This is a genomic window from Cellvibrio fontiphilus, from assembly GCF_042646205.1.
In the GTDB taxonomy this organism is placed as follows: domain Bacteria; phylum Pseudomonadota; class Gammaproteobacteria; order Pseudomonadales; family Cellvibrionaceae; genus Cellvibrio; species Cellvibrio fontiphilus_A.
The window spans coordinates 679,409-701,818 of record NZ_JBHRTF010000004.1; the positions used below are offsets into that span (position 1 = coordinate 679,409).

The 22,410-nt window shown below is 52.6% G+C and carries 14 protein-coding genes; 8 read left to right on the forward strand and 6 right to left on the reverse strand.

From position 1 onward, the window contains the following. The first annotated feature begins 242 nt into the window (after nt 1-242). From ACFODX_RS11525 to ACFODX_RS11535, 3 genes are all read left to right on the forward strand, one after another. Complete coding sequence (locus ACFODX_RS11525) at nt 243-2,219, forward strand: family 43 glycosylhydrolase (protein ID WP_378119217.1); 1,977 nt, start codon at nt 243-245, stop codon at nt 2,217-2,219. Between the two features lie 314 nt (nt 2,220-2,533). After that, complete coding sequence (locus tag ACFODX_RS11530; protein ID WP_378119219.1) at nt 2,534-2,863, forward strand: DMT family transporter; 330 nt, start codon at nt 2,534-2,536, stop codon at nt 2,861-2,863. Between the two features lie 130 nt (nt 2,864-2,993). Continuing rightward, nucleotides 2,994-3,440: a GNAT family N-acetyltransferase gene (locus ACFODX_RS11535; RefSeq protein WP_378119221.1), complete on the forward strand. Its 447-nt coding sequence runs from the start codon at nt 2,994-2,996 to the stop codon at nt 3,438-3,440. A gap of 47 nt (nt 3,441-3,487) precedes the next feature. Here the strand turns inward: ACFODX_RS11535 and ACFODX_RS11540 are convergent, their stop codons facing one another. The 6 genes from ACFODX_RS11540 to ACFODX_RS11565 all read right to left on the reverse strand — a co-directional run bounded on the left by ACFODX_RS11540 (nt 3,488) and on the right by ACFODX_RS11565 (nt 15,954). Continuing rightward, nucleotides 3,488-4,384 carry a poly(ethylene terephthalate) hydrolase family protein gene (locus ACFODX_RS11540; RefSeq protein ID WP_378119223.1) on the reverse strand — a complete coding sequence of 299 codons (897 nt, stop codon included), beginning with the start codon at nt 4,382-4,384 and terminating at the stop codon, nt 3,488-3,490. A 266-nt stretch (nt 4,385-4,650) separates the two neighbouring features. Then, a complete protein-coding gene (locus ACFODX_RS11545; protein WP_324257982.1) occupies nt 4,651-5,370 on the reverse strand; it encodes a FadR/GntR family transcriptional regulator in 720 nt (239 codons plus the stop codon). 204 nt (nt 5,371-5,574) lie between these two features. After that, complete coding sequence (locus ACFODX_RS11550; RefSeq protein WP_378119226.1) at nt 5,575-8,370, reverse strand: bifunctional diguanylate cyclase/phosphodiesterase; 2,796 nt, start codon at nt 8,368-8,370, stop codon at nt 5,575-5,577. A gap of 103 nt (nt 8,371-8,473) precedes the next feature. Further along, nucleotides 8,474-11,575, reverse strand: a complete 3,102-nt coding sequence (locus ACFODX_RS11555) for an efflux RND transporter permease subunit (protein ID WP_378119228.1) — start codon at nt 11,573-11,575, stop codon at nt 8,474-8,476. A 7-nt stretch (nt 11,576-11,582) separates the two neighbouring features. After that, nucleotides 11,583-14,654 (reverse strand): multidrug efflux RND transporter permease subunit, encoded by a 3,072-nt coding sequence (locus ACFODX_RS11560; RefSeq protein ID WP_378119230.1) that lies wholly within the window; start codon nt 14,652-14,654, stop codon nt 11,583-11,585. Between the two features lie 145 nt (nt 14,655-14,799). Then, a complete protein-coding gene (locus ACFODX_RS11565; protein WP_378119232.1) occupies nt 14,800-15,954 on the reverse strand; it encodes an MdtA/MuxA family multidrug efflux RND transporter periplasmic adaptor subunit in 1,155 nt (384 codons plus the stop codon). Nucleotides 15,955-16,249: 295 nt separating this feature from the next. On the opposite strand from ACFODX_RS11565, the gene ACFODX_RS11570 reads away from it, so the two are divergent. The 5 genes from ACFODX_RS11570 (at nt 16,250) to ACFODX_RS11590 (ending at nt 22,322) form a co-directional block, all read left to right on the forward strand. Further along, nucleotides 16,250-17,761 (forward strand): sensor domain-containing diguanylate cyclase, encoded by a 1,512-nt coding sequence (locus tag ACFODX_RS11570; protein WP_378119234.1) that lies wholly within the window; start codon nt 16,250-16,252, stop codon nt 17,759-17,761. A 169-nt stretch (nt 17,762-17,930) separates the two neighbouring features. Beyond that, nucleotides 17,931-20,582: a TonB-dependent receptor gene (locus tag ACFODX_RS11575; protein ID WP_378119236.1), complete on the forward strand. Its 2,652-nt coding sequence runs from the start codon at nt 17,931-17,933 to the stop codon at nt 20,580-20,582. A 196-nt stretch (nt 20,583-20,778) separates the two neighbouring features. Then, nucleotides 20,779-21,147, forward strand: coding sequence for a hypothetical protein (locus ACFODX_RS11580; protein ID WP_378119238.1), 369 nt, complete (start codon nt 20,779-20,781; stop codon nt 21,145-21,147). A gap of 248 nt (nt 21,148-21,395) precedes the next feature. Then, nucleotides 21,396-21,854 carry a nuclear transport factor 2 family protein gene (locus ACFODX_RS11585; protein ID WP_378119240.1) on the forward strand — a complete coding sequence of 153 codons (459 nt, stop codon included), beginning with the start codon at nt 21,396-21,398 and terminating at the stop codon, nt 21,852-21,854. Between the two features lie 48 nt (nt 21,855-21,902). Next, a complete protein-coding gene (locus tag ACFODX_RS11590; RefSeq protein ID WP_378119242.1) occupies nt 21,903-22,322 on the forward strand; it encodes a PH domain-containing protein in 420 nt (139 codons plus the stop codon). Nucleotides 22,323-22,410: the final 88 nt, after the last annotated feature.

The following is a 22,410-nucleotide window of genomic DNA, read 5'->3' on the forward strand; positions in this document are numbered from 1 at the left end:
ACACAGATTGGTTTCCGACAAATAAACACAGATTGGTTTCCGACAAATAAACACAGATTGGTTTCCGACAAATAAACACAGATTGGTTTCCGACAAATAAACACAGATTGGTTTCCGACAAATGAATGCAGATTGGCTTCCAAAAAATGAATGCAGATTGATATTACGTTTTAAGTCGGAAGTCGCTGCGCTTTTCCAACCTACGATCAAAAAATTAAAAATGTAAATGTGAGAGAGGTACCATGAAAAAACTATTATCCCTGATGTTGTTACCCGCCATGCTGATTGGCTGCGGTAAAGAAACGGCGGCGCCCGCTGAAAAAAGTGCGGCGCCTGCGGCACAAACATCGGTTGCAAGCCAACCGGCTAATGGCCCTAGCGCCCAGCAAATGGTGAATAGCTTTATCAACCCGATTTTCCCCAACGGTGCCGACCCTTGGTTGGAATATTTTGAAGGCAATTATTATTTAACTACCACTACCTGGACCTCGCAGTTGGTAATGCGTAAATCGCCAACACTCGCGGGGCTGGCAACAGCAACACCCATTAATATCTGGTCAGAAAGTGATTTGGGCCGCTGCTGTAATTTTTGGGCATTTGAATTCCATCGCCTGAATACCCCCAAAGGCCCGCGTTGGTATGTGATGTACACCTCGGGCATTGCGGAAAATTTTGATCGCCAACATTTGAGTGTGATTGAAAGTTACGGCGATGATCCACTTGGCCCTTACACCTACAAAGGTTCACCCATGCCCGATATTTGGAATATCGACGGCAATTATTTTGAACACAAGGGCCAATTGTATTTGCTCTGGTCGCAGTGGGTGGGCGATGAACAAACCATTTGGATTTCCAAAATGAGCAACCCCTGGACGGTAGAAGGTGAGCGCGTAAAAATTGTTCGCCCCGAATACGACTGGGAATTTTCCGGCATGAAAGTGAATGAAGGCCCGGAAATGTTAAAACGCAATGGCAAAACCTACATGGTGTATTCCGCGAGTTTTTGTAATACCCCGGACTACAAATTGGGCTTGGTGGAATTGGTGGGCGATGACCCGTTAAAAGTGGAATCCTGGCATAAATTTGATAAGCCGGTATTTAGCAAAGCCAACGGCGTATACGGCCCAGGCCACAACGGTTTCTTCAAATCGCCCGATGGCACCGAGGATTGGATTATTTATCACGGCAACGCCAGCGAGTTGGAAGGTTGCACCAGCACTCGCTCAGTGCGCGCACAAAAATTTACCTGGAATGAAGACGGCACACCCAATTTTGGTGAGCCAGTGGCGGCCGGTGTGCCTGTAACATCGCCCTCCGGTGAAAACGGCCCGCTCGTCACTAAAGTGCAAAGCACCCAAGTGTCGTTGGTAAGTAAAGCGGATAACACCTGTGTAGTTGCCGATAACAGCGGAAAAATTTCTGCAGCAAGCTGCGCAGATGCCGCGAGCAACAATGCCAGCGCGACCTGGAATCTGGATTACACCACCAACGGCAATTACCGTTTGGTAACCCCAGAGGGATTATTCCTTACCGCCGGTGGCGAGCAGTGCGCAATTACCAATGCCGGTTTGAGCAGTGCACCTTGGCACAATCAATTGTGCCAGCAATGGCAAATCAAACCTTACATTAAAGGTTGGGTTGCATTGGTAAATGCACAAACCCAGGAAGAGTTGCGTTTTGCCGATTGCAAAGAGCCTGCGCCAAAAGAAGTGCAAAAATCAGTGGAGGATATTCCACAATTTATCGAACCAAAATCTGCCTGCGCGCAATGGGCGGTGCAACCACAAGGTGAAAACGCCATCACCAGTATTCAAAGCGGTAAAGCCATTACTGTACAAAATAAAGCAGATGCTACAGTTGCGGCCGGTGACAATATTGCGCAACAGGAATGGTTAAATAAAACCAACCAACGCTGGCAATTTTCTGCTGCCGAGGAAGGTTATTTTTACATTCAATCCAGCGTGAATAAGCAGCAGTGTATTGCCGTTGCAAAAAAATCCATCGTTCCGGGTACTAATATTGAATTAGCAAATTGCGGTGAGGATTACACCCAATGGCAAGTAGAGTTTTTAGCTGACGGCACCGTAAAACTCGCCAACCGCAAAAGTACACTCGTGATCGATTTAGCTCATGGCGGCGTGGAAGATTTCACCAACTTCGCCCAAGCCCAATGGCTAAACAGCAACGGACAGCGTTTCCAAATCAAACCAGTGCAATAAAGCCTTCAAAAGCAGGGTGGGTAGCGCGAAAGCAATACCCACCTCCCTCAACCTTACAGCATCTCCTTTTATATAATCTGCCCCTGCAGCACATCACCTTGGTTAATCACATTTCCGCTATAACGCGATAACCGGTCACCTTTTAATACATTCGCCGTTTTTTCTATTCCCTATCTCGAACTTGCTAGCTAAGCCTTTGAGCTGCGATTATTCTTTTGAAACAGAATGTCGGCGCCTAAGCTTGATCTGTGGCTGGGTAATTACGGCTGACGCTGTCTAATAAACTGTTATATAAAAAAGAAGGAGCTACGAAATTGATTTACGTATTTTTGACTTTGGCAATCTTAACTGAAGTAACAGCCACCCTTTTGCTAAAGGCATCAAATGGTTGGGAGAAGTGGTGGTTTGGAATGGGGGCCATATTTTTCTATTCAATCGCAGGAATGATTTTGGCTTTTGTTCTGAAATCCATGAATGTTGGACTTGCTTACGCTATTTGGTCGGGCGTAGGAATCGCACTGGTGTGTATAGCATCAGTATTTATTTGGCAACAAAAATTCGACATATATGCATTGACTGGTGTCTTACTTATCGTAGTTGGTACAGGTTTAATCACATTAAAGTCTAATGTGGTTCTCCAATAATTTTACATAACAAGCGACTGCGATAGAAAATCAACACCTGAAACGCTAATTTAATTAGCCCGCCACTCGCAATTATCTAGTGCCATGGCATTTAAAAACAGCTTGTTAACCTAGCATCAGGTACAAAAAAGTGCTCAATTTTATAGATGCCGAAGCAAAACATGCTGAGCTTCTTCGGGATACGTTAATCTCATCGAAGGGCTATTGGGGTTATTCTCAAGAGCAGTTGGAGCAATGGCGATCCAATTTAAAATTCGAAGAAGAGTATATTGTTCGCAATAGAGTCAAGCTCATTTTAAACGATAAAGAAGTGATTGGATTCTTCGCCATAGTGAAAGGCGATAGTGATGAGCTTGATCATTTTTGGCTGTTGCCAGAAGCCATTGGTAAGGGTTATGGGAATCTGGTATTTGCACAAATTCTTGCGGAGTGTAAAACGCTGAATATCACTGCTTTTTATATAATATCTGACCCGGACGCTGAAGGTTTCTACTTAAAGAAAGGCGCGTTGAAAGTAGGGGAGGTTTACAGCGAGCCCCAGAAAAGAATGCTACCTAAGTTAAAATTTACTATGTAATATTTTTTTCAATAAAAGAGGCAGAGTTTGTACTCTGCCTCGTTCAGTTATTTCATATTATTTTTATCAACAACCCAGCCTTTCCATGTCGATAGCTCGGGTGTTTTTCCGCTAAAAAGTTTCCCGGATTTTTGATCTTCTTTTAAATGCCAGTTGAGCCATGCCGTGGCGACCTTGCCATATTCACCGCCAAAGGGTTGGGCATAGGTGCCGCCATGGCCCACATCCAGGTTGGCAACAAATACCGGCACATGATTGATTTTCGCTACATCGTCCATACCGTTTTTATAGGCGATATCGGATGGGCCGCCGAGCAAGTAGAGAGTTGGTGTGTGGATTTTTTTGAGTTGGGTTTTGTCCAGTTGCGGCATCATCGGCATGGCATTACCACGCATTGGCTCAATAAAAATGCCGCTATTTGCCACTATTAAGGTGGTGATGCGTGGGTCGCCTGCAACTTCCAGTGCTTGTAACCCACCGCAGGACATGCCGGCAACAGCAATTTTTTGGGTGTTTATTTTTTGAAAATAGTGACTGTTTTTGTCGCTGTTTTGAGTAAAGGCCCAATCTATAGCGGCGGTAAGTTTGGCTGAGGTTGAGCGCTCTTTATTTTGTTCACCAGATGCTTTAGGCATTGTTCCTATGGCGATAACCATAAAACCATGCGAGGCGATTTCATTTAAAAAATTGACGTGTTCAAACGGCGAATCAAAACAGGCGCCGTTACCCCAAACAACAAGAGGTAAGGTTTTTTTATCGCCGAAATGCTGAAGATCCTGCGGGCGAAAAATCGTATGCGTTTGGAGTGAATCCTCGGCTTTCATGATGGCAGGAAATTTTCCTGTGCCGCCACCTTCTACTATCCGGCTATTGGTGTCTTCGGCAAATGCGGGTATTGCAAAAATGGATGTCAGCATCCACAAAAAAGGCAGTATTTTTTGCATGGGAAGTTCCTTGTTAATTAGGGCTATTTTTTTAGTGACTATATCAGTCGCGCCCGATTAACTTGGAATGCCTTAACAAAAAATTTCTGATGGCGTGAAAAAACGGGTAAATATTTTAGTTTTTCTTGTCTATTTTTAGGGATGAAAAATTTTCCATCAATATGAAAAAGTGAAAATAAAAAGCAAAATGTAAAAAATAAAATGGCAAAACAAAAAAGGCAGAACTCGCGTTCTGCCTTTTTGCGTTTCAATATGTCGAGTAAAAATTATTTCGCACTTTCCTGCTTCACAATTTCATCTTCAATAAAATTCAGCGCTTCGTCGATAAGCGCGAGCATGGATTGTTTGGCGCGTTCGGGGTTGCGGTTTTTGATGGCGTTGAACACTTTGGCGTGGTCTTCCACTATGCCGTCGTGGTTGCCTTTGATTGGGCTGGTGTGGCTGATACTCACACGCAGGGCGGTGGAAATGAAATCGCGCAGGCGAATGTAAAAGCGGTTATTGCTGGCGTAAAGAATGCTGACGTGGAAAGCGATATCAGCTTCCAGATCTTCTTTGCTGTTTTCATCGGCGTTGCGCATGCGCTCCAGCGCTTGTTCGATGGCATCGATTTTTTTGTCATCGGCGTAACGTGCGGCGAGTGACGCAGCTTCAGGTTCTATGGCGATGCGCACTTGTAAAAATTCTTTCAGCACTTTGAGGGTGGGGCGGCTCTCCAGTGTCCAGCGCAATAAATCCGGGTCAAAAATATTCCATTGGTCTTCCGGTTGAATGCGAATGCCCTGGCGCGGTTTGCTGGAGATAAGCCCTTTGGCGGAAAGCATTTTTACGGCTTCGCGCACGGCGCTGCGGCTCACGCCAAATTTTTCACAAAGTTCGGCTTCGGTGGGCAGGCTGTCGTCACTGAATTCACCGCAGATAATCGTGCGGCCCAGCTCTTGTACCATGCGTTGTGAAAGATTGAAGTTGCGGTCGAGAAGCGCCATTATTTTTGTCGTCCAGATAAGCAAAAAGATCAAAGAAGATTAACGATTTATTATTGATAATACAATCTGAGAATAGCGCTAAGCGCCCAGCTGGCGCGGCGGGCGGGCGTGTTGTGAATGATGGTGGCGCGTTTGAATAGAGATTTATCCTAAAAGTCTGACCAGCTTTTTGCGCGGCGATAGCGCATGTTTGCCGCTTGAATTTCAGGGAGCAAATTTGGTCCAGGCCGGATCTGGTTGCCACTGTGCGGCCCAGCCGGGTAAATCCTGGGCGGGCATGGGGCGGGCAATGCCATAACCCTGTGCCAGTTCACAGCCGAGCGGAATTAACAGGGCGCCGTGGGCGATGGTTTCTACACCTTCTGCGATGACGCGGCGGTGGAAGGCGTTGGCCAAACCTATAACCCCTTTTACGATGGCCAAATCATCCGGGTCATCCAACATGTCGCGCACAAAGGTCTGGTCGATTTTTAATAAATTGGCCGGCAGGCGTTTTAAATAAGTCAGCGACGAGTAGCCAGTGCCAAAATCGTCCACCGCAAAATGCACACCCAGCGCGCAGCAGGCGCGCATCAGGTCGGCCACTTCCGCTATATCTTTTAAGGCGCTGGTTTCTACAATTTCCAATTCCAAAAACGCGGGCGGCACATCGGGGTGGGCGAGTAATTGCTCGGCGAGGCGCGCCGCAAAATCACTGCGCTGTAACTGCAGCGCGCCCACGTTCACACTCACTGGCATCGCCAGCCCCAGGGTTTGCCAGCGTTCAATTTGGCTCAGGGCTTCATCAATCACCCAATCGCCCAACTCAATACTCAAGGGGTGGCCTTCAATGACGGGTAAAAACTTAATGGGCGGGAGCAGGCCTTGCTGCGGGTGCTGCCAGCGCACCAGCGCTTCTACGCCGATAATCTCGCCGCTGCGCATGTTGACCTTGGGTTGGTAAAACAACACAAACTCGCGTTTATCCAGCGCTATGCGAATGTGCTCAAGTGATTCGAGCTGGGTTTTTACCGCAATATCGCGCGCCACATCAAACAGGTGATAGCCATTTTTACCCGCTTGTTTGGCCACATACATAGCCTGGTCGGCATGGCGTAACAATTGGTCGGCATCGGCGGCATCCTGCGGGTAGAGGGTCACGCCTATGCTGGCGGAGACTTGCAGCATTTGCTGGTTTAGCATCAGCGGCGCCGCCGCTTCTTCCAGCAGGCGATGCAAGACTAACTCGTGAGTTTTGGCCGTTTCCAGGCCGGTCATAACCACTACAAATTCATCGCCGCCAATGCGGGCGATAGTGTCGCCTTCACGCAGGGTGGCTTTGAGCCGGTGGGCGATATTGACCAGCAACTGGTCGCCGGTATCGTGGCCATATTGGTCGTTGATGGCTTTAAAGCCATCCAGGTCGATATACACCACCGCCAGCGCTGCGTTTTGGCGATGGCTTTGGGAGATGGCCTGTTTCAAGCGGTCTGCCAGTAATACGCGGTTGGGCAGGCCGGTGAGTGCATCATAGTGGGCGATATATTCCAGCTGGCGCTGGTGCTCTTTGATGGGGGTGATGTCGGTAAATAAATTCACATAGCTCTGCGGGTGGCCGAGACCGTCCTGCACGGCGCTGATAGTCATCATGGTGGCGTAGAGCTTGCCATTTTTGTGGCGATTCCACAGCTCGCCGTGCCAGTAACCTTTTTGCTCCAGGTCGCGCCAAAGGCCGGCATAAAATTCATGGCCGTGGAGGCCGGATTTCATCATGCGTGGGTTTTTACCGATCACTTCCTCGCGGCTATAGCCGGTGATGTCACAGAAAATCTGGTTCACCTCGATGATGTTGCCCTGCAAGTCGGTGATAAATATCCCCTCGCGTGCATGGGTAAAGACACTGGCCGCCAATTGCAGGCGTGTCTCTACACGCGATTGCTCAATCGCCAGTGCCGAGAGGCGCGCTTCACTTTCGATTAGCCGCAGGTCTTCTGCTTGGGGGCTAGTGGGATCGCGGTGATAAATGGCAAAGGTGCCCAGCACTTTGCTATCGGCAGAGAAGATAGGCTGCGACCAGCAGGCGCGCAGACCGGCCTGTTCGGCGAGCGCGCGGTAGTCGCGCCAGTAGGGATGGGTTTGGATATCCTCCACAATCACCTGCTCGCGCAGGTAGGCAGCTGTTCCACAAGAGCCGGCAGCGGGGCCAATCGCTGCGCCGTTGATTGCTTGCACATAAAATTCAGGCAGGTGCGGTGCGGCGCCGTGGGTCAGGTGGGTGCCGCTGTCATCGGTTAATAAAATGCTACAAATCGCGTCTGGAACCAGCGCCTCCACATCGCACACTATGCACTCCAGCACCTCTTCCAGCGGAAATTTGGCCAGTAGCATTTCAAGGATTCGGTTGTGATGCTGGTAGCGGCGCTCGGCGCGTTTGCGCTCGCTAATGTCCTGGTAAATGCCGGTCAGGCGCACCAGCTCGCCATTTTCGTAATGGGCAGTGCAGGTGGTGCGCAGGTCAATTTTGCGGCCTTTGAAGGTGTATTTTTCAACCTCGATATCAAACACTTCGCCGGTTGCCATGGCCCGCTGCATGGCTTGTGCAATGCGCTCGCGCGAGCCGGGCGGGTACATGGAAAAACCTTCATCCAGGCTGGGTGTGAACTCTGCGGGGCTGGTGTCGTGGATGCGGTAGGTTTCAGCGGTCCAGTAGATTTGCCGGCTGGGTACATGCAGCTCCACCCCGCCCACTTTGGCGATGGCTTGGGAGGCTTCGAGAATGCGGGTACTGGTGAGCAGGGCATCCAGCTGCTGGCGTTCGGCACTGGCCAGGGCGTCAAACTTTTGTTTGAGTTGATCCAGCTCCTGCTGCTGTAATTGCAGGGCAAGCCGATAGATCTCAAGTTCGCGCTGGGTTTGCTCGGATTCACTCAGCTCAGGCAGGCGCCCACCGCGCGAGCGCTGTTGCAGCTGGCGGCAGGCACGTTGGTAAAATTCGCTGGGATTGGCGGAGGATACGCTCATGGGTCTTCCATTCCTTCAGAAAGTCTCCCCAAAACCCGTGGGGAGTAGATCAAAAATATAGCAGTGCTATGCCAGAGTGTCGAAGTGACTCTCTGGCTTTTTTTTAATCAGTGGCTTTTGCGGGGGTGGCGCCGGCAGGTTGGGGCTTGTGGCCCAAACCCCAATTGCGCAGTTTTTCCATGTACAAATACACCACCGGGGTAGTGAACAGGGTAAGCAACTGGCTTACCGCCAAGCCGCCAATGATGGTGATGCCCAGAGGTGTGCGCAGTTCGGAGCCTTCGTTGCTGCCGAGGATCAGGGGTAGGGCGCCCAAGAGCCCGGCGAGGTTGGTCATCATGATGGGGCGCAAGCGCATCATCGCCGCCTGAAAGATGGAATCGCGCGAGGAGAGTCCCTCTTTGCGCTCCAGTTCCAGGGCAAAGTCGATCATCAAAATCGCGTTTTTCATCACTATGCCAATGAGCAAAAACAGGCCGAGCATGGCGATCAGGCTGAAAGGGGTATCACTCAGCCGCAATGCCAGGAGCGCACCAATACCGGCTGAGGGCAGGGTGGACAGAATGGTCAGCGGGTGGATGGTGCTTTCGTACAAAATCCCCAAAATCAAATAAACCGCCAATAGAACACAGGCGATAAGTATTGCGGGATCCTGCGCCATACCCGGTGTGCTTGGCCCCCAACCGGGGCGACTGGTGCCGGCGCTGGCCAGATAAACCTCTTTGGGCACCATCAGGTCAGCCAGTTTTTGCTCTATGGCGAGGCGCGCCTGCTCTGGCGTAAAACCTTCAGCGACGGCATAACCAATACTCTCGGACGCGAATTGGTTGGTGTGGCGCACCCTGTCCTCGGCCAAACCATAGTCAAAGCTGGAAAAGGTAGAGAGGGGAACGCGTTTGCCATCGCGGGTGATCACCTGCAGCTGCTCCAATACTTTGGGTGAGGCGGTATAACCCGGCTCCAGCTCCATCACCACCCGGTACTGGTTCATGCGGTCGTACATGGTGGATACCTGCCGCTGCGAGAAGGAGTTGTTCAGCAGGGTGGCAACGGTGGCCATATCCACGCCCAAACGCTGGGCAGTTTCGCGGTCGATAGTCAGTACAACCTGTTGTGTGCCTTCCTCTTTTACGCCATCCACCTCGGTTACTTCCGGCATACTTTCCATAGCGGTAGTGATTTTGGCCGCCCACTTGAACATCAGCTTTAAATCGTCAGACAGCAGTAGGATTTCGTGCTGGCTGCGGCTAAAGGGAGACGACAGTCGAATGTCCTGATCCGGCCCGATCATCATCATGGCGCCGGGGATACTCGGAATCTCGCGGCGAATGCGATCAACCACTTCATGCACACTCACGCCACGTTCGGCCATGGGTTTAAGGCTCACCCTCACCCATGCGTTACTTACGCCATTGCCGCCACCACTGGCGCCAAAGACATCTTCCACTGCCGGGTCAGCGAGCAGCACTTTGCGGAATTCCTGAATTTTGGGCTGCATTAACTGAAAGGAAAAACCATCATCGCCGCGAATCCAGGCGGTGACTTGCCCGGTGTCCTGCTCCGGCAACATGGTTTTGGGTATATCCACATACAGATAAATATTCACGCCGATGACCCCGGCCAGAAGCAGCATCACCACCCGGCTATGGCGCAGTGCCCAAGCCAGAGCTATGCCGTAACCCTGCTTTATTTCATCAAACAAGCGGGTGCCCTCCGCTTGTGTGGATGATTTCTTTAACAGCTGGGCGCAGAGCGCGGGCGTAAGGCTGAGGGACACGAGCAGTGATATGAGCATGGCAGCGGCGAGGGTGATGGAGAACTCGCGGAACAGTTTTTCCACTACCCCACCCATGATCAGGATGGACACAAAAATCACAACCAGGGTGATGTTCATCGCCAGCAGGGTAAACCCTACTTCGCGAGCGCCCAGCACTGCCGCCTGCATGGGCGGAAGGCCGCGCTCTATATGACGCTTGATATTTTCCAATACCACTATGGCGTCATCCACTACCAGACCGGCAGCGACTATGAGCGCCATCAGCGAGAGGTTATTGAGCGAAAAACCGTAGAGGTACATCACCACAAACGCGCCGATTATCGCCACTGGAATGGCCAGGCTGGGGATAAGTGCACTGCGCGCGCTGCCGAGAAACATCCACACCACGGCAACCACCAGTAATACCGCCAGCGAGAGGGTAATTTCAGCTTCCTTGAGGGTGGCGCGAATACCGGGGGAGCGGTCCATCACCACCTTCAATTCGGTGTCGCCCGGCATAAGTGCGCGCAAGGCGGGCAGTTGGGCGTTAATGGCGTCGATGGTTTCCACTATGTTGGCTCCGGTTTGCCTGCTTACGGTCAGGGTGACGGCTGAGCTGCGGTTGTGGAAACCATCGGTATAGCGGTTTTCGGTGGAGTCGCTCAGGGTGGCTACGTCTTGCAGGCGCACCGGCCCGGCATCGCCGTAGCGGATCACCAGATTGCTGTAATCCGCGGCACTGCGCAGGCTTTCATTGGTGCGCACCTGCCAGCGAGTGTCATCCTCCTCCAGTACACCCAGAGGACGCAGCACATTGGCATTGCTGATGGCATTGCGCACCTCATCCAGTGCTATGCCATAGTTGGCGAGCGCGTTGGGGTTGAGCTGGATGCGCACTGCCGGTAGCGAAGCGCCGTCTATACCTACTTGCCCCACGCCTTTAATTTGTGCGAGTTTTTGCGCAAGGATGGTGGAGGCAGCATCGTAGAGCGCACTGGGCGCCAGGTTGGGTGAGCTGAGTGCCAGCGCCATAATCGGCGCCTGTGAGGGGCTGATTTTGCGATAGCCGGGGTTGCCCGGCATACCGGCCGGCAACTGGCCGCGCGCCGCATTCAGCGCCGCCTGCACATCGCGTGCGGCGGAATCCAAATTGCGATCCAGGGTAAATTCCACCCAGATAAAGGTAGAGCCTTGGGTGGAGTTGGAGTTGATCGCCGTCACCCCCGGAATACTACCCAGGGCTCTCTCCAAAGGCGTAGCCACTGTTGCCGCCATGGACTCGGGGCTGGCACCGGGCAAGCCTGCGTAAACCTGGATGGCCGGAAAATCCACCTGCGGCAAGGGCGCCACCGGCAGCATGCGCCAGGACAATAGCCCCAGCAACACAATCGCCAGTGCCAACAAGCTGGCGGCGACGGGTCTTTTTATAAATGGTTCTGCGATGTTCATAGGGACTTTACGCCTCCTCCGCAATCAATTCGGAGGTGGGCTTGTTTACCCAGCGATCAAAAAACAAATACACCACCGGCGTAGTGAACAGGGTTAATACCTGGCTCACCAGCAGGCCACCCACCATCACCAGGCCCAAAGGCTGGCGCAATTCGGCGCCGGAACCGGAGGCGAGCATAAGCGGGATGGCGCCAAACAGGGCGGCGAGCGTGGTCATAAGAATGGGGCGAAAGCGCATCAAGGCGGCGCGATGGATTGCTTCACGCGGCGACATACCCAGCGTGCGTTGGGCGTCCAGCGCAAAGTCCACCATCATGATGCCGTTCTTTTTCACCAGCCCGATCAGCAGTACGACGCCGATTACCGCAATCAAATCCAGCGGTTGGCCAGTAATAAGCAGCGCCAGTAGCGCGCCCACTGTGGCCGAGGGCAGGGTGGAGAGAATGGTGACCGGGTGGATAAAACTCTCATACAAAACCCCCAGCACTATGTACATGGTCACAATCGCCGCAAGGATCAGCCAGAGCGTGTTGCTTAGCGAGGCGCGGAAGGCTTCGGCGGCCCCCTGGAAACGCAGCTCCAGGGTGGCAGGCATGTCGATTTCCGCCTCTACCGCCTGGATGGCCTCTATCGCTGCACCCAGTGAGGCGCCGCTAGCAAGGTTGAAGGAGAAGGTGGTGGAGGGGAATTGCTCCTGGTTGTTGATCAGCAACGGCGCCGGGCGCTGGCTTACCTTGGCGAGGGTAGACAGCAATATGGGGGTACCATTGCTGCTGGCGACATAGGTATTTGCCAGCGAACTGATGCCCTGGGCGTAGTCCGGGTCTACTTCCAATACCACGCGATACTGGTTGGCCTGGGTAAACAGGGTGGCAATCTGGCGCTGGCCGTAGGCGGTTTGCAGGGCGCCGGCGATATCGCTAATACGCACACCCAGGCGCGCGGCGGCATCGCGGTCAATTTCCACATAGGCTTGCAGGCCACGGCTCTGCAGGTCGGCGGCCACATCCGCCAGCGCCGGTTCCTGCCGCAGTCGCTCCAGTAACCGCGGCACCCAAATATCCAGTTCGCTGCTGTCTGGCGTGGTCAGGCTGAACTGGTACTGGGTGCGGCTCACCCGGTCTTCAATGCTCAGTTCCTGCACCGGTTGGAACCAGGCGGTAATGCCAGTGACGCTTTTGATCTGCTCGCGCAAGCGGTCGATGATCTGGCTGGCGTGGGTATCGCGTTCGTCGTGGGGTTTGAGGTTGATCAGCAGGCGACCGGAGTTGAGGGTGGTATTACTGCCATCCACACCGATAAAGGACGACAGGCTGGCGACGTCTTCATCTTGCAGTATCTGTTCCGCCAGCTGCTGCTGTTTTTCTGCCATGGCGCTAAAGGAAATATCCTGCGGCGCCTCTGTCACGGCCTGAATCGCACCGCTGTCCTGCACCGGGAAAAAGCCTTTGGGTACGGCCAGGTACAAACCGGCGGTGAGCAGTATGGTGCCAATCATTACCAGCATGGCGGCGGTTTGGTGTTGCAGTACCCAGTCCAGCCCGCGCCCATAGCGCGTGATGACCCGCCCGATAAAATCGGTCTCCTCATCGTGATTGGGCGCATTTTTCAGCATACGCGCACACATCATGGGGGTGAGTGTGAGGGACACCACCAGCGAAATACTGATGGCGATGGCGAGGGTAATCGCAAACTCCTGGAACAGCCGCCCCACCAAGTCGCCCATAAACAGCAGCGGTATAAGCACCGCAATCAGTGACAAGGTGAGCGAAACCAGCGTAAAACCAATTTCACCCGCGCCCTTGAGCGCTGCCTGCAAGGGCGATTCCCCCTGCTCGCGGTGGCGGGCGATGTTCTCCAGCATGACGATGGCATCATCCACCACAAAGCCGGTGGCAATGGTGAGCGCCATGAGCGTGAGGTTATTAATGGAGAAATCCAGGAAATACATGGCCGCAAAGGTGCCCACCAGCGACAGCGGCACCGCGAGGCTGGGAATAATGGTGGCGGGAATGGAGCGCAGGAATACGAGGGTTACCGCAACCACCAGAAAAATCGCAAAAATCAGTTCTTTTTGCACGTCGCGAATGGAGGCGCGAATACTTTCGGTGCGGTCAGTCAGTACCGCTACATTCACGGCGGCGGGCAGGGTGGCGGTCAGCTTGGGCAAGAGTTCGGCGATGCTGTCAGCCACATCGATCACATTGGCGCCCGGCTGACGCTGGATATTCACCAGCACTGCCGGTTGCTCGTTGGCCCAGGCGGCGAGGAAGCGATCCTCAGCGCCATTTTCCACGGTGGCGACATCACCCAAACGCAGCGGTGAGCCATCGCGCCAGCTGATCAGTAAATCGCGGTATTCCTGCACCGAGCGCATCTGGTCGTTGGCATCCAGCATGGTGGAGCGATACTCGCCGTCAAAGCTGCCCTTGGGTTGATTGGTGTTGGCGGTGACCACTGCACTGCGCACCTGCTCCAGACTCAGCTGGGTGCTGGCCAGGGCATTAGGGTTGACCTTGATGCGAATCGCCGGGCGCTGGCCCCCTGCCAAACTCACCATTCCCACACCCGGCAGCTGCGCGAGTTTCTGCGCCATGCGGGTGTTCACCAGGTCGTAAACCTCCGGTAGTGGCAGGCTGGCTGAAGTGACGGCGAGGGTGACAATAGGAGTATCGGCGGGGTTTACCTTGCGATAAATCGGCGGCGTGGGCAGGTCATTGGGCAGCAGGCTATTAGCGGTATTGAGCGCCGCTTGCACTTCTTGTTCGGCCACGCCCAAATCGATTTCCAGTGAAAATTGCAGGGTGATAATAGAGGCGCCGGTGGAGCTGGTGGACGACATTTGTTTCAAGCCCGGAATCTGCCCCAGGCTGCGCTCCAGTGGCGCAGTGACGGTACGCGCCATAACGTCCGGGCTGGCGCCGGGGTTAAAGGTGAATACCTGGATGATCGGGTAATCCACCTGCGGCAGCGCCGCTACCGGCAAAAGGCGATAGCCCAAAATACCGGCCAGCAACATCGCCAGCATCAGCAGCGAGGTCGCCACCGGGCGCAAAATAAAGGGTTTGGAAAGGCTCATTATTAATCTCGATCAATATGTTGCGTAGGTTGGAAAAGCGCAGCGCCTTCCGACACTAAAGTCAGATTACAAATTTATGTTGGGTTGATTGTCGGAAGTCGCTGCGCTCTTCCTGCGGTGTCGGAAGTCGCCGCGCTCTTCCAACCTACATAATTTTTACGTCTTTGCCTTCGTGCAGGCGATCCAAACCTTCCAGCACCACGGGTTCGCCTTCGGTTAAGCCTTCTATCACCGCGACTTTATTGCCTTCGCTTGCACCGAGTTTCAGTACACGCATGGTCGCCTTGTTGTCCTTGATGGTGTAAACGTAAGTGCCCTTGGATCCGTACTGCACTGTATCTGTCGGAATGGTGATGGCGTTTTCCAGGGTTTGTACCTGCAGGCGCGCATTCACAAATTGATTGGGGAAAAGGCTGTCGTCACTGTTGTCGAATTCGGCTTTTAATTTCAGGGTGCCGGTGGTGATATCTATCTGGTTATCCAAAGTGGTGAGGGCGCCGGTTGCCAGGAGCTGCTGTTCGCTGCGGTCCCAGGCTTCTACCGCCAGCGCCGTTTTATGTTGCTGTGCGCTGTTAAAGGCATTGCGCACCGCCAGCAGTTGGTTCTCGGGGATGGTAAACATCACCGCAATCGGCTGGGTTTGGGTAATGGTGACCAAACCTTCGCTATCACCCGCGGTGATCAGGTTGCCTACATCCACCTTGCGCAGACCGGTGCGGCCGCTGATGGGCGCAGTGATGCGGGTGTAGGAGAGCTGCAAACGTGCGTCCTCCACCTGGGCTGTGTGGTTTTTCAGGGTGCCGCGCAACTGTTCCACCAGCGCTTGTTGTTTATCAAACTGCTGTTTGGCTATGGAGTTTTTGGTGAGCAGGTTTTGGTAGAGCGCCAAATCCTCCTCGGCATTTTTGAGTTGCGCGCGGGTTTCCTGCAGGGTGCCCTCGGCCTGTGCCAAGCGCACCTTGTAGGGCGCCGGGTCAATCTCTGCCAATACCTCGCCCGCTTTTACCTGCTGGCCCTCGGTGAATAACAGGCGCAGCAATGGCCCTTCCACCCGGCTGCGAACCGTCACGGTATTGAGCGGCGCAACGCTGCCAATCGCTTTAATGCGCACCTGCAAATTCTCTTTCGTGGCGCTAACAACATGTACCGGGGTAGGGCCCATCCAGGGGTTGGGTGGCGGTGGGCGTTTTACCGGGGCTTCGCGCAAACCAAAAAACCAAATGGCGAGTAATACCAACACCACAGCGGCAATAGCCAACCAGCGTTGACCGGGCGATAAACGAGCGAGAATTTGAGGCATGGAAAAATCCGTATTGGGAGATCAGTTGATTCTATAGGTCTTTGTTTTTGTTCTGGAAAATGTCCCAATTGCAACACTTGGGAACTTGTACACAACCATCTTCACGAGCCTAAGCAAGGCGTGTGACAGCGGCAACCGCATTTACATTTCTCGACGTTTAGTTACAAGTGTGCAGCAATTGCCACTGGCGGCACGGGGTTAGTTCTGGCGCTTATTTGTGGAACCTTTAACGCTGGGCTTTACTTAGTGGATCAAGCGCTTGGCAGCTGGATCAACCTATTGCTGGAGGCTCACCATGAAGGTGATGTCGCAACAACACACATTGATGGTTATTGGGGTATTGGTTGTTATCTGCATAATCCTCTGTGTGGCGACTTTTTATCACCACACCAACCAGCTGAAAACCGAAGTGGAGCAAACCTTCAAGAGCCGCTATGAGCTGATTCACCAATTTGTGGCCCTGCAGCGCGACCGGGTGCAGGTGATGAACAACTTGTTTTTAGGGCGCTACCGGGTCGGTGTTGAGCCGGGGGCAGGCGAGCTTAATGTGCGTGACTACCCGGACCTTGGCGTGTGGGCGCTGGAGCGCGAGGGCATTGCCGGAAGTTTAACGGGCGCGGCCAGCCTCCCTTTGAGCGCCCCGGTGGAGCGCGAAATTCATGCAGCCCTGGCGATGGATGCACAAATCACCCCCGCCCTGGATTTAGGTCAGGAGCTGGCCTGGCTCTATTACCAATCGCGCAACCAGTTTGTTTACATCGCCCCGCCAATTGCACCCGAGCAATTTCATTTCACCCCGGACATTTACACCAGCGGTTACTGGCTGGAGGGTGGGCCAGAGCAGAACCCGGGCCGCCGCATCATATTAAAAGGCCCCTACCAAGACTTGGCCGGCAAAGGCTGGATAGTCACCTTTGCCCAACCGGTTTACATTCGCGATAAATTCCTGGGCATGGTGGCGCTGGATTTAAATGTGTACACCCTGGAGAAACTGACACGGGTTGGTGCTGCAACCGGCGAAACTATGCTGATCAGCGAACACCAGCGCTTGATTGCCCGGGAAAGTGGCTTTGCGCCGGAGGTGACTCTCTACCCGCCGCTGACACCCAGCCTCAGCCCGTGGGACAAGGGTGAGCAGGGCGATTTATGGTTAAGCCGCTGGGTTGTTGAAGGCGAGCTTTGGCTGGTGCATCGCCTCACCTCAACCCAGTTGTGGCAGGCAGCGGCGCGTGAAAGTTTGGGGGTGTGGTTTGTGGTGACCCTGGTCACTATTCTCGCCATAGTGTCACTGCGTTTGCAGCATAGTCTGGCTGAAGTCACTCGCTTAACGCGTGTTGACCCACTCACCCAGGCCTTGAATCGCCGCGGTTTTTTTGAAGCTGCCGAAACTGGCATCGCCCTGGCAAAACGCAAGGGCTTGAGCCTGGCGATACTGATGATGGACATAGACCACTTTAAAAAAATCAACGACAGCTATGGCCATGCCCAAGGCGATGCAGTGCTGAAACAGCTGGGTGCCTACCTGTTAAAAGCCAGCCGGCCCTTTGATGTTTTTTGTCGTTGGGGCGGTGAGGAATTTATTATCCTGATCCAGCTCGACCATGCGGCAGATGCCCTGAACGTGGCCGAGCGCATTCGCGCCCAAGCCCAGCGCACCCGGGTTCCCAAAGACAATAGCCCCATCACCCTGAGCGGTGGCCTGGTCATTCTGGGGGAGGAGGAACCTTTGGAGGAGGCAATTAATCGTGCCGATGAACTCCTGTATCAATCCAAACAGAATGGCCGCAACTGTATTACCCAGGGCTAGCCTCTTCTCGTCAGCCTTTCTTGCCCCATGTCTTTTTGCGCCTTCTTGTGTCTTTTCGCGCCATAACGGTGCTTGACATATCTTATCCTTTGGATCATATTGACGTATAAATATGATATATGAGTCATATTGAATAATAAAACTACGAGACGAACCCGAGGCTTAGCAGATGAAATATCGAATCCCCTACACTTATATTTCCAAAACCAGCCTGCTCCTGGCCCTTGGCCTGCTGGGCAGCGCCACTCAGCTGCAAGCGCAGGAAGATGCCAGTGGCATCGAAGAAGTGGTAGTCACCGGCATGCGCGCATCGCTGGAAAAGGCGATTGCTGTTAAGCAGCAGGGCGACAAGGTAATGGAAGCCCTGGCGATGGATGACATCAATGCCACGCCCGCCGTTACCATCGCTGAAGCATTGGTGCGCCTGCCCGGTATTAATGGTTCGCGCGACCGCGGCAATGAAAGCCAGGCGGCCATTCGCGGTCTTGGCCCACGCATGGTGCTGGGCACAGTAAATGGCCGTGAAGTGGCCAGCCCCGAGCCGGGCCGGGCCATTCGCTACGAGCAGTACCCTTCCGAATTAGTGTCTGCTGCCGAAGTCTATAAAACCCAATCGGCGGATTTGGTGGAGGGCGGTATCGCCGGCACCATCAACCTGAAAACCGTTTCCCCGCTGTCGCACAACGGCCCCACCGCCACAGTGCGTGTAGGTCTGCAGCACAATGAAAGCGCGGAAGACGTGCCCGATTACGATCCGCTGGGCAACCGCGTGAGCGCCGCGTTTGTGCATCAGTTCAGCGATACCTTAGCCATCGCCATTGGCGCCTCCACCCAAACCCAAAAGAATGCCTATGGCTCAATGCAGGGCTGGGGTTACAGCAATGACGCTCTGGATCTGGACGGCAACGGCACCATCGGCACCACCCCTTGGGGCATTGCCGGCGAAGTGAAAAAACTCGACACCGACCGCGAAGGTGTAATGACCACCCTGGAGTGGCAGGCGACCGATGCACTCAACGTGAAATACGATGTGCTCTACACCGAATTTGCGATGGACGAGCAACAAAATCAAACCTGGGCTAACGATGTAGGTTCAAACCCCTGGGGTGAGAGCTGGGGCCTGGGCGATACCAATCAGGACGGCGTTGCCGATAACCCGATGACCAATGTGGTTATGCAGGGCAATCGCGCTGTCGCCGGCACCTTTAATGGCTGGGAAGGGCAGATTCGCCACGTGATCGCCGCCTACCAACAGGAAAACAGTGGTGTTACCCAAGGCTTGAAATTCAGCCACACCGGTTTTGACAACTGGCAGATCGATGTGGATTTCTCCCACTCGACCGCTGAGCGCAACAACTACTGGAATGCGATTTACCTGGATCAATACGCCGAAACCTGGAGCTTTGATACCCGCGGTAAACCTTCCATTTCTGCGCCAGCCGGCTCGCCGCTGCTGACCCCGGAAGATGCCTCCTACAACTGGATCGGCAATGTGAACGAAGGCTCAACGCTGGATGACGAACTGCAAAGTGCGCAGTTTGATATTCGCCGCGATCTGGACGCCGGCCACCTGCGCGCCATTACCTTTGGTGCGCGCACCGCCGACCGCGAGAAAGAAGTGATCTGGACTGATTTCGCCATGAGTCGCAGCGTTGATAACGGTGTGGCAGTGGCTTTCCCCGAGGGCTTCCTGAGTTCTTACACACTCGGCGCCTTCGACACTATCCCCTTCCTGAACGCACCTTCTTACGCCAAAACCGCCGAGATTATTTACGGCGGCGTTAATTACGATGCAGCAGCTGTTAACCCCGGTCGCTACTGGAAAGTGGACGAGCAAAACGACGCCGCTTACGTGAAATTGGACTTTGAAGGGCAAATTGGTGGCTTGGGCTACAACGCCAACATCGGTGTGCGTCAGGTGGAAATATCCACCAAGAGCTACGAGTACGACGATGGCAATGACAGCAATCAGGCTAACGATGGTCGCTACGTAGAAAACGACTATTCCAAAGCCCTGCCCAGCGCCAACTTCAACCTGGATCTGGATGACACTCGCAAGCTGCGTATCGGTGTTGCCCAGGCGATTTCCCGTCCGCCACTGGATGAGTTGCGCGCTGGCCAATACATCAGCGCTATTGCCAATGGTTCCTCCGGCGGCGCCGGTAACCCGCTGCTCGACCCCTTCACCTCTGATCAGGTTGATGTGTCCTACGAGTGGTACTTTGCCGATGAATCGCTGGCGGCCCTGAGCCTGTATTACAAGGATATAGACAACTACATCGGCAACGCCGTGGTTGGTACTTTCCCGGATCAAAACGGTATCGAGTTTGATATTTATGGCCCGGTCAATGGCAATGGCGGCTACGTGCGCGGTGCGGAAGTCACCTTCCAAATGCCGTTTGAATTCCTGCCGGTCGAAGGTTTTGGTATTTACTCCAACTACGCGTTTGCCGAGTCGAATATTGTTGAATTCGCCCCTGCCGACAACCCGCTGCCGATGGCTGGTTTGGCGCGCGACACAGCGACCCTGGACTTGTGGTACAGCAACTACGGTATTGATGCACGTTTGGGCTGGAAATATCACTCCGCCTACACCAGCGCCTTCACCTGGGACAGCTACGACCTGACCACACTCGATGCGGAATTAGGTGTTGGCTTCAGCCTCGCCTATGAAATCAACGAGAACTACAACGTGCGCTTCCAGGTATTTAACCTGACCAACGAACCACTGCGCACCACCCAAAACAACGAGCCTGCCAACCTGAAACGTTACGACGATTACGGCCGCAGCTACTTGATCGATTTCACCTGGAAGCTCTAAGCCTCCGTTGAAAAAAGCAGTAAAGTCCTTTCCCTTGCGGCTACTTCGGTAGCCGCTTTTTTTGCCCGCAATTTACGTTTGTGGATTTTGACGGGATGGTCTTTAATTCAACGCTGGCTGCGAGCGCCGTAAACTTGCATCAGAAATGATGGGTGGCTGCGGTCGTTTAATTAACTGTTAGGGTTATAAAGAAACTATGGAATCAACATTTGAAGTCAATGGAAAGGTTTTTAAGGTGATCTTTTCCATGCTTGGGCATGAAAAGTACATTTTCAATGGAAATATTTTACTGAGTCGCTGGAGTTTCAAATTTAAAGACAGGTTGAGTTTTGATTGTGATGGAAATAAAGTGGAAATTGATGTTTCTTTATCAAGAGAAAACTGGGCAGTTCGGGCATTTGTAAATGGTGTAGTTGTAAAAGAAGAATTATTTCCAGAGTTAAAGAGCAAGATTGAGCGCGCTAAGAATGGGAAAGGTATAACAATATTTTTCATAATCAAGAATCTTATTCTTTGGCTGATTTTGGCTGTCATTATCTTTATGATTTTTCAAATAATAAAATAGCTGAATCCCTGCAGTTTTCTTTACAGCGCTAACCTTCAAAACACTCGAACTTTGCTCGGGTCAGACAGTTGACAAGCCCCGCCCAAAAAAAGAGTAGTGGCGCGTGGCTACATCGGTAGCTGCCTTTTATCGCTATTTTTATTCTCCATTGAATCCAAATTTTTATTTGGCGCATCCAATCATGGGTGGGTTTTCCTTTGTCCCGTTTTTATCTTTTTCTTTTGCTCAAAATAAAGTGAGGCATTGCTATGGAAAAGTGGCTTGTTATGCTCTGTTTGGTGTTGGCTAGTAGTTTGACTTTGGCAGAGGATGTTAATGCCAAAAATAATGATTTATATGACCAAATATTAAAAATGGATACGCAATTTTTTACCGCCTTTAATCAGCGTGATATGGAAACTGTTAAAGCTTTATTTGCCCGCGATTTAGAGTTTTATCATGACAAGGGTGGTTTTACTGACTATCAGCAAAATCTGGAAAACACAGCAAAAATGTTTGCCAATAACAAAACCCTGCAGCGCGAACTGATCACTGAAACTATGCAAGTTTATCCACTGGGAGATTACGGTGCATTGCAGCTGGGCGAACATCGCTTCTGCGATGTTCAGCAGGGAAAGCGTGGTTGTAGTGTTTATAAATTTACCCACGTATGGCGTAAAACAGGGAATTTATGGCAAATTGCGCGAGTAATTAGTTACGATCATTAGCCAATTTTTTGCGCCGCTAATGTTTAACCAAAAAAACGGAGGGAAATCATGGTTCGGGTGTATAAGTCCAAAATAGATCTGTGGCTGGGAGCACTCTTGTGGCTGTCGATAGTGATGTGTTTTATTCCATTGGTATCAGTAATTCCTGCAGGTACAAAAGGTGAAATTGCAATGGCAATCATCACCCTGTTGGTAGGGGCGGGAATACCGCTGTGGTTGATGCTGACCACCTGTTATATTTTGAGTGATACCAATCTGCTGGTAAAAAGTGGCCCTTTTCGCTGGCAGCTTGCGCTCAAGGACATCCACCATGTTGCCCCCACTCGCAATCCCTTATCCAGCCCTGCGCTGTCGTTGGATCGCTTAAAAATAGATTATGGCCATTATCAGTCGTTGATGATTTCACCTAAAAATAAAACGGAGTTTATGCAGGATCTGGAGGCGCGCTGTCTGGCAGTAAAGGGGTAGGCAATAAAAGAACAGGCAGTAAAAAATAAAAAATTAAAAAGCAGAAAATAAAGTCCGTCATAGCGGCGGACTTTATTGTGCATCTTAG

Excerpts from the sequence above, each read along its gene's own strand:
- ACFODX_RS11550 (WP_378119226.1), bottom strand. The coding sequence starts at position 8,370 with ATGAGCGTATCCTCCGCCAATCCCAGCGAATTTTACCAACGTGCCTGC.
- ACFODX_RS11555 (WP_378119228.1), bottom strand. The coding sequence starts at position 11,575 with ATGAACATCGCAGAACCATTTATAAAAAGACCCGTCGCCGCCAGCTTG.
- ACFODX_RS11560 (WP_378119230.1), bottom strand. The coding sequence starts at position 14,654 with ATGAGCCTTTCCAAACCCTTTATTTTGCGCCCGGTGGCGACCTCGCTG.
- ACFODX_RS11580 (WP_378119238.1), top strand. The coding sequence starts at position 20,779 with ATGGAATCAACATTTGAAGTCAATGGAAAGGTTTTTAAGGTGATCTTT.
- ACFODX_RS11590 (WP_378119242.1), top strand. The coding sequence starts at position 21,903 with ATGGTTCGGGTGTATAAGTCCAAAATAGATCTGTGGCTGGGAGCACTC.
- ACFODX_RS11585 (WP_378119240.1), top strand. The coding sequence starts at position 21,396 with ATGGAAAAGTGGCTTGTTATGCTCTGTTTGGTGTTGGCTAGTAGTTTG.
- ACFODX_RS11545 (WP_324257982.1), bottom strand. The coding sequence starts at position 5,370 with ATGGCGCTTCTCGACCGCAACTTCAATCTTTCACAACGCATGGTACAA.
- ACFODX_RS11525 (WP_378119217.1), top strand. The coding sequence starts at position 243 with ATGAAAAAACTATTATCCCTGATGTTGTTACCCGCCATGCTGATTGGC.
- ACFODX_RS11540 (WP_378119223.1), bottom strand. The coding sequence starts at position 4,384 with ATGCAAAAAATACTGCCTTTTTTGTGGATGCTGACATCCATTTTTGCA.
- ACFODX_RS11565 (WP_378119232.1), bottom strand. The coding sequence starts at position 15,954 with ATGCCTCAAATTCTCGCTCGTTTATCGCCCGGTCAACGCTGGTTGGCT.
- ACFODX_RS11570 (WP_378119234.1), top strand. The coding sequence starts at position 16,250 with ATGAAGGTGATGTCGCAACAACACACATTGATGGTTATTGGGGTATTG.
- ACFODX_RS11575 (WP_378119236.1), top strand. The coding sequence starts at position 17,931 with ATGAAATATCGAATCCCCTACACTTATATTTCCAAAACCAGCCTGCTC.